Source organism: Bradyrhizobium sp. HKCCYLRH3061, assembly GCF_051168015.1.
Classification (GTDB): Bacteria; Pseudomonadota; Alphaproteobacteria; order Rhizobiales; family Xanthobacteraceae; genus Bradyrhizobium.
This window is the reverse complement of sequence record NZ_JBNPUE010000018.1, coordinates 154,647-164,473: the sequence shown is the minus strand read 5'-3', so window position 1 is coordinate 164,473 and position 9,827 is coordinate 154,647. Positions and strand designations below refer to the sequence as shown.

The window sequence follows — 9,827 nt, the reverse complement described above, 5'->3', positions numbered from 1 at the left end:
GAGAGAGAGAGAGAGAGAGAGAGAGAGAGAGAGAGAGAGAGAGAGAGAGAGAGGTTGCCGGAGGTATCAGTATACTAATATATCAGTTATTGCATGCCAGATACCAAGAGCGGCAGGTTATCAATGGTTTCAGCTCTGATCAAAGAACGTCCGCCAGCTCCCGTGCTGCGGAATACGACGTTTCGCGGCCGGCGTTGATCAGCACCGCTTCGCCGACGGCAGGATTGAGCTCCATCTGCAGGATACCGCCTCCGGCGATTCGAAGCTCAGCTTGCTCGCACAGGTGCCGGGCGATTCGTGGGCGGCGTCCGCGAGGAATCTCCTCTCACTCGCTTCCTGGTCAGCCCGTGCGCCTCGACCGGGACGGCGGCCGGAAATTTCAATATGCCCGGTCGAAAGTATGCCTGGTCGGACTTGGCGCCCATTTTGCCATATCCGGCCTGCGACGTCTTCGCGAAGCGACCGCCACGGCCGCGGGGCAGGGGTGCCGAGGTCCGGAGGGAGAGACGTGGGATGGCCCATCATCGTGCAGCGATTGACGTCGGCTGCTCGGCCCAGACAAGGAGACCGGGCGTGCTGCATGGACCCCTCATCAATGACTTCGCACAGCTCTCGGTTCATTGTCCTTGACTTCGAAACATCGCCCCTTTAAGTCGCACTCCTCCGCGGATTTCGCGATCACGCGGGAGTAGCTCAGTTGGTTAGAGCGCCGGCCTGTCACGCCGGAGGTCGCGGGTTCGAGCCCCGTCTCTCGCGCCATGTTTTCAATGGCTTAGCTTTCGATCTGATCCGTCCGCTGGCGCAAGCGGCACTCCCGCGCGATCTCTTCCCGCCTACGACCTGATGCCCCGCCGACTGCAAGTGCTCCGTCGCCAATTTTCCGACCGGGCATGAAAAAGGCCACCCGGCGGGTGGCCTGCGAATACTGTCAGATGGCAGCGGACAGTGGCCTCAGCGGACCATCGAGTCGCTGGAACTCGTCATGGTCACCGGCTTGCCGGCCTTCACGACGTGCGATGCCGTCTGGCTGTAGTCGACGTTGGCGCGGGTCGCTATGCCGAAAGCGGTCACGGCGATGCCGGCGATCAGGGCAACGGCGACGATCTTCAGATGGGTCGATCGGTCTGCGGAATGCAGCGAGTGGTTCATGTCAGCCTCCCGGCGTCTCAGAGCGCCACTTTGTTGCCTGGACATGTACCCCTGCTTTGTTTCGATCCGGTTTCTTCGTTTCCTCAAAATGGTTTCATCGGTTGCAGCCGCCGCGGCGGCAATCGGGAGTATGCGGCCGGGGCTGACTGCGCGCGGCGGTGCCGGCATCGACGGCGGCCGCGGATGATCTTGATCCGGCGGCCCTTCGTGACCATTTCCCGCGGTAACGGAAGCCTATCGGGCGACGGTCCAGTCGCCTCGTTTGGATCGCCCGATCGAACGCTGATCCGCATCCGTCTCCGACCAGCCCAGCCTGCGCACAACGCCGTGCGTCCTCGCGATTGCTGATCGCCTCAGCATCCTGCGGTGGACCGTGCGGCACCGTAATGCTGCGGGTCTGCAATGCGGCTCCTGCACGCGTCATCCGCGGCGCCGTTGCTCGGTGTGTCCCGGTTTCCGCAATGTGGGGAGGGATGACGACAGCGAGACGGCTCGTCTTGCGCGGCTTGGTGCGCTGCGCTAAGGCTTCGACCAATTCCAATGCAACGAGTCTGCGGTTTGCACCGAAACCGCAGAGGAAAGTGGCGCCGATGACCGGCATCCTTCAGAACTATCTCCCCCTCGTCGTTTTCATAGGTGTCGCAGCCATCATCGGGGTGGTGCTGCTGATCGCGCCGTTCCTGGTCGCCTACCAGCAGCCCGATCCCGAGAAGCTCTCCGCCTACGAGTGCGGCTTCAATGCGTTCGACGACGCCCGTATGAAGTTCGACGTCCGCTTCTATCTGGTTGCCATCCTTTTCATCATCTTCGACCTCGAAGTCGCCTTCCTGTTCCCCTGGGCAGTCGCATTCGGCAAGCTCGGCGCGGCCGGCTTCTGGTCGATGCTGGTGTTCCTGGCCGTGCTGACGGTCGGGTTTGCCTACGAATGGAAGAAAGGCGCGCTTGAATGGGATTGAGCCCGACCACGTCCTCGACCGGGCCGGCGATCGCTCCGGCCCCGAAGGGCATTCTCGATCCCGCGACCGGCAGGCCGATCGGTGCCAACGACCCGTATTTCCTCGAGGTCAGGTCCGAGCTGTCGGACAAGGGATTCTTCGTTGCCACCGCTGACGATCTCATCACCTGGGCCCGCACCGGCTCCCTGATGTGGATGACGTTCGGCCTGGCCTGCTGCGCCGTCGAGATGATGCAGGTCTCGATGCCGCGCTACGATGTCGAGCGCTTCGGCTTCGCGCCGCGTGCCTCGCCGCGCCAGTCCGACGTGATGATCGTCGCCGGCACGCTGACCAACAAGATGGCGCCGGCGCTGCGCAAGGTCTACGACCAGATGCCGGAGCCGCGCTACGTCATCTCGATGGGGTCGTGCGCCAATGGCGGCGGCTACTATCACTATTCCTATTCGGTGGTCCGCGGCTGCGACCGCATCGTTCCCATTGACATCTATGTGCCCGGCTGTCCGCCGACCGCCGAAGCGCTGCTGTACGGTGTGCTGCTGCTGCAGAAGAAGATCCGGCGCACCGGCACCATCGAACGCTGAAGGTTTTTCGTTATGGACGACGGCAGGCTCGACGCCCTTGGGCAGACGATCGTAAGCGCGCTCCCGGGCGCCGCGATCGGCCATACGGTCGCTTTCAATCAGCTCACGGTGAATGTGGAGCCCGCCCGGATCGTCGAGGTCGTGACACATCTGCGCGACGATCCGGCTCTCCGCTTCGTCAACATCACCGACATCACGGCGGTCGACTATCCCGAGCGCGCCAAGCGTTTCGATGTCGTCTACCACTTCCTGTCACCGACGCTGAACGCGCGCATCCGGCTCAAGGCCGAGGCCGACGAGACCACGCAGGTGCCGTCGCTGATCGATGTCTTTCCGGGCGCCGATTGGTTCGAGCGCGAGGCCTACGACCTCTACGGCGTGATCTTTGTCGGCCACCCCGACATGCGCCGCCTGCTGACGGACTACGGCTTCGACGGCCATCCGCTGCGCAAGGACTTCCCGACGACGGGGTTCGTCGAGGTGCGCTACGACGACCAGGAGAAGCGGGTGATCTACGAGCCGGTCAGGCTCAACCAGGAATTCCGCAAGTTCGATTTCCTGTCGCCCTGGGAAGGCGCGGACTATCCGCTGCCGGGCGACGAGAAAGCGAATAAGTGAGTGGGAGCGCGAGCATGAACGAGCAGAGCCCGGCCCTCCGCAACTTCACGATCAATTTCGGCCCGCAGCATCCGGCGGCGCACGGTGTGCTGCGCCTGGTGCTGGAGCTGGACGGCGAGGTGGTCGAGCGCGTCGATCCGCATATCGGCCTGCTGCATCGCGGCACCGAGAAGCTGATCGAGACCAAGACCTACATGCAGGCGATGCCCTATTTCGATCGGCTCGACTACGTCGCGCCGATGAATCAGGAGCATGCGTTCTGCCTCGCGGCCGAGCGCCTGCTCGGAATCGAGGTGCCGCGCCGCGGCCAGCTGATCCGCGTGCTCTACTCCGAGATCGGACGGCTGCTGTCGCACCTGCTCAACGTCACCACCCAGGCGATGGACGTCGGCGCGCTGACCCCGCCGCTGTGGGGCTTCGAGGAGCGCGAGAAGCTGATGGTGTTCTATGAGCGCGCCTCCGGCTCGCGCATGCACGCCAACTACTTCCGCATCGGTGGCGTCCACCAGGACCTGCCGCCGAAGCTGATCGACGACATCGACGCATTCTGCGATCCGTTCCTGAAGGTGGTCGACGATCTCGACCGGCTCCTCACCGGAAACCGCATCTTCAAGCAGCGCAACGTCGACATCGGCGTCGTCACCCTGAAGCAGGCCTGGGAGTGGGGCTTCTCGGGCGTGATGGTGCGCGGCTCGGGCGCGGCCTGGGACCTGCGCAAGTCGCAGCCCTATGACGTCTACGCCGAGATGGAGTTCGACGTTCCGATCGGCAAGAACGGCGACTGCTACGACCGCTATCTGATCCGCATGGAAGAGATGCGCCAGTCGGTGCGTATCATGAAGCAGTGCATCCAGAAGCTGCGTGCACCGGACGGGCAGGGCCCGGTGATGATCACCGACAACAAGATCGCGCCGCCGCGCCGTGGCGAGATGAAGCGCTCGATGGAAGCGCTGATCCACCACTTCAAGCTCTATACCGAGGGCGTGCACGTCCCCGCTGGCGAGATCTATGCGGCGGTCGAGGCGCCGAAGGGCGAGTTCGGGGTCTACCTCGTCGCCGACGGCACCAACAAGCCGTACAAGTGCAAGATCCGCGCTCCGGGTTTCGCGCATCTGCAGGCGATGGACTTCATCTGCCGCGGCCATCTGCTCGCCGACGTCTCGGCCATCCTGGGCTCGCTCGACATCGTGTTCGGAGAGGTGGACCGCTGATGGGCCATGCGCCGATCCAGTTCGATCGTGCGTCCGGAGCGCTCGAAGGAGCGAACCTCTGGGAGCGCACGGCTGCATTGGCGCTGTCGACCGGCTCGAAGATCTCGTCGCATTTCTCGCATCGCGGCTACAACCGTTGCGCCAACCTGTTGCGCCTGGCGCTGCCCGAACGCGATATCGCGGTGAAGCTCAACCCGGACGCCGTGTTCGAGTTTCCCTATGGCGACGGCTACTGGAGCAAGCTGCTCAACCGCGACTATCACTACGAGGACGAGCTCGAGATCCTGTTTCTCGGCACTGTCGATGTCGACTACACCTTCATCGATGGCGGGGCCAATTACGGCTACTGGTCGGTGCTGGTCTCGAGCGCGCCCTACGGTGCGCACGAGGCGATCGCGATCGAGCCGTCCTCGGCCAACTTCGCCAAGCTCGCCAACAACGCCCGGATCAATGCCGGCCGCTTCGAGGTGATGAAGTGCGCGATCGGCGCCAGCCGCGGCACGGCCTATTTGACTGGCACCAAGCACGAGGCCTTCAGCATTGCGGGCGGCGTCGCCGACGGCGAGCGGGTGCCGGTGATGGCGCTCGACGATCTGATCGACGACGGCAAGGTCGCCGCGTCCGGCAAGTACCTCATCAAGCTCGACGTCGAGGGCGTCGAGATCGAGGCGATCAAGGGCGGCGCGCGGCTGCTGGCGACCGACAGCATGATCCTGTGCGAGGAGCACGGCCAGGACCGCAACCATACGGTGTCGCGCTACATCCTCGATCAGACGCCGATGCAGCTGATGGTCTACGACCCCGCGAGCGGCCGCTTCGAGATCGTGACGGAGCTGTCGATCCTCGACCGCATCAAGGCTTCCGCCCACGTCGGCTATAACGTGTTCGGAACTGCAAGTGCCTTCTGGCAGAATCGCGTCGCAGCGCTCAATGCAGACGCCGCGCGCCGCATGCAATGAAAGATTGAAGAGCCATGTCCGTCCGCCGTCTTGCCCCGAAGGAAGTTCAGCCCGCGAGCTTTGCGTTCACGGACGAGAACCTTGCCTTCGCCAAAGCGCAGATCGCGAAATATCCGGAAGGCCGCCAGGCCTCGGCGGTGATTGCGATCTTGTGGCGGGCCCAGGAGCAGCACGACGGCTGGGTGTCGGAGGCTGCGATCCGCGTCGTCGCCGACATGCTCGGGATGCCCTATATCCGCGTGCTCGAGGTCGCGACCTTCTACACCATGTTCCAGCTCCAGCCGGTCGGGAAGAAGGCGCATGTGCAGGTGTGCGGCACCACGCCGTGTCGGCTGCGCGGCGCCGAAGAGCTGATCGAGGTCTGCAAGCATCGTATCCATCATGATCCCTTCCACCTGTCGAAGGACGGCGACTTCAGCTGGGAAGAGGTCGAGTGCCTGGGCGCCTGCGTGAATGCGCCGATGGTGCAGATCTGGAAGGACACCTATGAGGACCTGACGCCGGAGAGCTTCGGCAAGGTGCTGGACGGCTTCGCGACCGGCAATCTGCCGACGCCCGGCCCGCAGAACGGCCGCCAGTTCTCGGCGCCGGCAGGTGGGCCGACCACGCTGAAGGAGAAGACATGAGCCGCGATCGCACCCGCGTTGCGGCCCTGACGGAAGAGGGCGCCGCGATGAAGAACTGGCGCTACGTGGCGCTGCATACGCTTGCTGCCGCCGCTTTCATTTTCGTGCTGCAGCGGTTCGCGCTCAACGCGACGCTGGAGTCCAGTCTGCTGTGGGCCTTGGTGTTCGGCGGCTGTGCCGCCTTCATCGCCACCATGCAGTCGAACCGCTGATTTTCGAGGAAGCCGTCTGATGCTCGACGACAAGGACCGCATCTTCACCAACCTCTACGGCCTGCACGATTGGGGCCTCGAAGGCGCTCGCCGGCGTGGCAGCTGGGACGGCACCAAGGGCCTGATCGAGAAGGGCCGTGATTGGATCATCAACGAGATGAAGGCGTCGGGCCTGCGCGGCCGCGGCGGCGCCGGCTTCCCGACCGGCCTGAAATGGTCGTTCATGCCGAAGGAATCGACCGACGGCCGGCCGAGCTATCTCGTGGTCAACGCCGACGAGTCCGAGCCCGGCACCTGCAAGGATCGCGAGATCATGCGGCACGATCCGCATCATCTCGTCGAGGGCTGCCTGCTCGCCAGCTTCGCGATGAACGCGCATGCCTGCTACATCTATGTGCGCGGCGAGTTCATCCGCGAGCGCGAACGGCTGCAGGCGGCGATCGACCAGGCCTATGAGGCCAACCTGATCGGCAAGAACAACATCCACGGGTGGCCGTTCGATCTCTACGTCGCCCACGGCGCCGGCGCCTATATCTGCGGCGAAGAAACGGCGCTGCTCGAGAGCCTGGAGGGCAAGAAGGGCCAGCCGCGGCTGAAGCCGCCATTCCCGGCCAACGTCGGCCTCTACGGCTGCCCGACCACGGTGAACAATGTCGAGTCGATCGCGGTGGCGCCGACCATCCTGCGCCGCGGCGCCGCGTGGTTCGCCGGCATCGGCCGTCCGAACAATGTCGGCACAAAACTGTTCTGCATCTCCGGTCACGTCGAGCGGCCTTGCAACGTCGAAGAGGCGATGGGCATCCCGTTCCGCGAGCTGATCGAGAAGCATTGCGGCGGCATCCGTGGCGGCTGGGACAATCTGAAGGCGGTCATCCCCGGCGGCTCGTCCGTGCGCATGGTGCCGGCCGAGCAGATCATCGATACGCCGATGGATTTCGACAGCCTGTCGAAGCTGCGCTCCGGCCTCGGCACCGCGGCCGTGATCGTGATGGACAAGTCGACCGACCTGATCCGGGCGATCGCGCGCATCTCCTATTTCTACAAGCATGAGAGCTGTGGCCAGTGCACGCCGTGCCGCGAAGGCACCGGCTGGATGTGGCGCGTGCTGACCCGCATGGCCGAGGGCCGGGCGCACAAGCGCGAGATCGACATGCTGCTGGAGGTCACCAAGCAGATCGAGGGACACACGATCTGCGCGCTCGGTGACGCCGCGGCCTGGCCGATCCAGGGCCTGATCACGCATTTCCGTCACGAGATCGAAGCGCGCATCGATCAGTATTCGCACAAGGCCGATGTCGACGACGTCGGCGTGCGCGATCCCGCGCACATGGTGGCGGCGGAGTAGGCGATGGCGGTCCGGTCCGCCAGCAAGGTTTTCCCCCGCGCTCGCGCCCTCACGGTGCGCAGCGCGGCGGTCCGTGGTTTGAGAGAGATGTGAGGCTATGACCAAGATCATCATCGATGGCAAAGAGATCGATGTGCCGCCGGAGTACACGCTGTTGCAGGCGTGCGAGGCGGCGGGCGCCGAGATCCCGCGCTTCTGCTATCATGAGCGGCTGTCGATCGCCGGTAACTGCCGGATGTGCCTCGTCGAGGTGAAGGGCGGACCGAAGCCGGTCGCGAGCTGCGCCTGGGGCGTGCGCGACTGCCGGCCGGGCCCGAAGGGCGAGCCGCCGGAGATCTCGACGCGGTCGCCGATGGTCAAGAAGGCGCGCGAAGGCGTGATGGAATTCCTTCTGATCAACCATCCGCTGGACTGTCCGATCTGCGACCAGGGCGGCGAGTGCGACCTGCAGGACCAGGCGATGGGCTATGGTGTCGACACCAGCCGCTTCGCCGAGAACAAGCGCGCCGTCGAGGACAAATATCTCGGCGCATTGGTCAAGACCTCGATGAACCGCTGCATCCAGTGCACGCGCTGCGTCCGCTTCTCGGCGGAAGTCTGCGGCGTGCCGGAAATGGGCGCGATCGGCCGCGGCGAGGACATGGAGATCACGACCTATCTCGAGCAGGCGCTGAGCTCGGAGCTGCAGGGCAATCTGGTCGACATCTGCCCGGTGGGCGCGCTGACCTCCAAGCCCTATGCTTTCGCGGCGCGGCCCTGGGAGCTCGGCAAGACGCAGTCGATAGACGTCATGGACGGCGTGGGCTCAGCGATCCGGGTCGACACCCGCGGCCGCGAGGTGATGCGCATCCTGCCGCGCATCAATGACTCCGTGAACGAGGAGTGGATCTCCGACAAGACCCGCCATGTCGTCGACGGCCTGCGCACGCAGCGGCTCGATCGTCCCTACGTTCGCGAGGATGGCAAGCTGCGCGCCGCCTCCTGGCCTGAGGCATTCAAGGCGATTGCCGCCAAGCTGTCGCGCATCGACGGCAAGCGCATCGGCGCCATCGCCGGCGATCTCGCCGCGGTCGAAGAGATGTTCGCGCTCAAGGATCTGCTCGCCAAGCTCGGCTCGACCAACGTCGCCGTGCAGGGCGGTGACAGCTTCGATGCCAAGCTCGGCCGCGCATCCTATCTGTTCAATCCGACCATCGCCGGCATCGAGCAGGCCGACGCGATCCTGATCGTTGGCGCCAATCCGCGCAAGGAAGCGGCCGTGCTCAACGCCCGCATCCGCAAGCGCTGGCGGTCGGGTCAGCTCAAGGTCGGCGTGGTCGGCCCGAAGGCCGATCTCACCTATGCCTATGAGCACATTGGCGCGGGCACGGACTCCCTGAGCGACGTCGCCGCGGGCAAGCACTCGTTTGCGACCACGTTCCGCAACGCCAAGAATCCGATCGTGCTGGTCGGCGCCGGCGCGGTCGCGCGTCACGATGGCGCGGCGATCCTGTCGCTCGCGGCCAAGATCGCGATGGACGTCAACGCCGTGCGCGACGACTGGAACGGTTTTGCCGTGCTGCACGACACCGCGTCGCGGGTCGGCGCGCTCGACATCGGCTTCAACGGCACCGGCCTGACGGCTGCGCAGATGACGACCTTCGGCACCATGGACGTGATGTTCCTGCTGGGCGCCGACGAGGTCGAGGTGCCCGAGGGCGTGTTCACTGTCTACATCGGCACCCATGGCGACCGTGGCGCGCATCGCGCCGACGTCATCCTGCCGGGCGCCGCGTACACCGAGAAGTCGGGTCTCTTCGTCAACACCGAGGGCCGGGTGCAGATGACGGGCCGGGCGTCATTCCCGCCGGGCGAGGCACGCGAGGACTGGGCGATCATCCGGGCGCTGTCCGACGTGCTCGGCAGGAAGCTCGGCTACGACTCGCTGGCCGGCTTGCGCGCTGCGATCATCAAGGCCGTGCCGTATCTCGGCCGGATCGACCAGATCGAGGCGGGCAAGATCGCCGACATCAAGACCCTGGCGGGCAAGGGCGGCAGCCTCGAGAAGGCGCCGTTCAAGCCTGTCATCGATGACTTCTATCTCACCAACCCGATCGCGCGTGCCTCGGCAGTCATGGCGGAATGCTCCCGCCTGGCCTCCGGGCAGATGCTGACGGCAGCGGAGTGAGCG

General features: G+C 64.8%; 10 protein-coding genes and 1 tRNA gene. 10 read left to right on the top strand and 1 reads right to left on the bottom strand.

Annotated features, from left to right (window positions below):
* Positions 1 to 682 precede the first annotated feature (682 nt).
* A tRNA-Asp gene (locus tag ACQR2C_RS26155) sits at positions 683 to 759 on the top strand.
* A gap of 192 nt (positions 760 to 951) precedes the next feature.
* Here ACQR2C_RS26155 and ACQR2C_RS26150 read toward each other — a convergent pair.
* Positions 952 to 1,149 (bottom strand): hypothetical protein, encoded by a 198-nt coding sequence (locus tag ACQR2C_RS26150; protein WP_315799693.1) that lies wholly within the window; start codon positions 1,147 to 1,149, stop codon positions 952 to 954.
* 590 nt (positions 1,150 to 1,739) lie between these two features.
* Between ACQR2C_RS26150 and ACQR2C_RS26145 the strand changes: the two genes are divergently transcribed.
* The 9 genes from ACQR2C_RS26145 to nuoG all read left to right on the top strand — a co-directional run bounded on the left by ACQR2C_RS26145 (position 1,740) and on the right by nuoG (position 9,824).
* A complete protein-coding gene (locus tag ACQR2C_RS26145; RefSeq protein WP_008964559.1) occupies positions 1,740 to 2,105 on the top strand; it encodes an NADH-quinone oxidoreductase subunit A in 366 nt (121 codons plus the stop codon).
* Positions 2,102 to 2,686, top strand: coding sequence for a NuoB/complex I 20 kDa subunit family protein (locus ACQR2C_RS26140; protein ID WP_315800415.1), 585 nt, complete (start codon positions 2,102 to 2,104; stop codon positions 2,684 to 2,686). Before ACQR2C_RS26145 ends, ACQR2C_RS26140 begins: the two co-directional genes overlap by 4 nt.
* Positions 2,687 to 2,698: 12 nt before the next feature.
* Entirely contained in the window at positions 2,699 to 3,304 is a 606-nt protein-coding gene (locus tag ACQR2C_RS26135; RefSeq protein ID WP_315799694.1) for an NADH-quinone oxidoreductase subunit C, read from the top strand.
* 14 nt (positions 3,305 to 3,318) lie between these two features.
* The gene (locus ACQR2C_RS26130) at positions 3,319 to 4,515 is read left to right on the top strand and encodes an NADH-quinone oxidoreductase subunit D (protein ID WP_315711546.1); all 1,197 of its coding nucleotides are present in this window, start codon (positions 3,319 to 3,321) and stop codon (positions 4,513 to 4,515) included.
* The gene (locus tag ACQR2C_RS26125; RefSeq protein WP_434882428.1) at positions 4,515 to 5,474 is read left to right on the top strand and encodes an FkbM family methyltransferase; all 960 of its coding nucleotides are present in this window, start codon (positions 4,515 to 4,517) and stop codon (positions 5,472 to 5,474) included. The genes ACQR2C_RS26130 and ACQR2C_RS26125 overlap by 1 nt, the downstream gene beginning before the upstream one ends.
* Positions 5,475 to 5,488: 14 nt before the next feature.
* Positions 5,489 to 6,100 carry an NADH-quinone oxidoreductase subunit NuoE gene (nuoE, locus tag ACQR2C_RS26120; RefSeq protein WP_315799696.1) on the top strand — a complete coding sequence of 204 codons (612 nt, stop codon included), beginning with the start codon at positions 5,489 to 5,491 and terminating at the stop codon, positions 6,098 to 6,100.
* Positions 6,097 to 6,312 (top strand): hypothetical protein, encoded by a 216-nt coding sequence (locus ACQR2C_RS26115; RefSeq protein ID WP_315799697.1) that lies wholly within the window; start codon positions 6,097 to 6,099, stop codon positions 6,310 to 6,312. Before nuoE ends, ACQR2C_RS26115 begins: the two co-directional genes overlap by 4 nt.
* Before the next feature lie 19 nt (positions 6,313 to 6,331).
* Positions 6,332 to 7,657 carry an NADH-quinone oxidoreductase subunit NuoF gene (gene nuoF / locus ACQR2C_RS26110; RefSeq protein ID WP_316181348.1) on the top strand — a complete coding sequence of 442 codons (1,326 nt, stop codon included), beginning with the start codon at positions 6,332 to 6,334 and terminating at the stop codon, positions 7,655 to 7,657.
* A gap of 97 nt (positions 7,658 to 7,754) precedes the next feature.
* Positions 7,755 to 9,824, top strand: coding sequence for an NADH-quinone oxidoreductase subunit NuoG (gene nuoG / locus ACQR2C_RS26105; protein WP_434882427.1), 2,070 nt, complete (start codon positions 7,755 to 7,757; stop codon positions 9,822 to 9,824).
* The last annotated feature ends 3 nt before the right edge of the window (positions 9,825 to 9,827 follow it).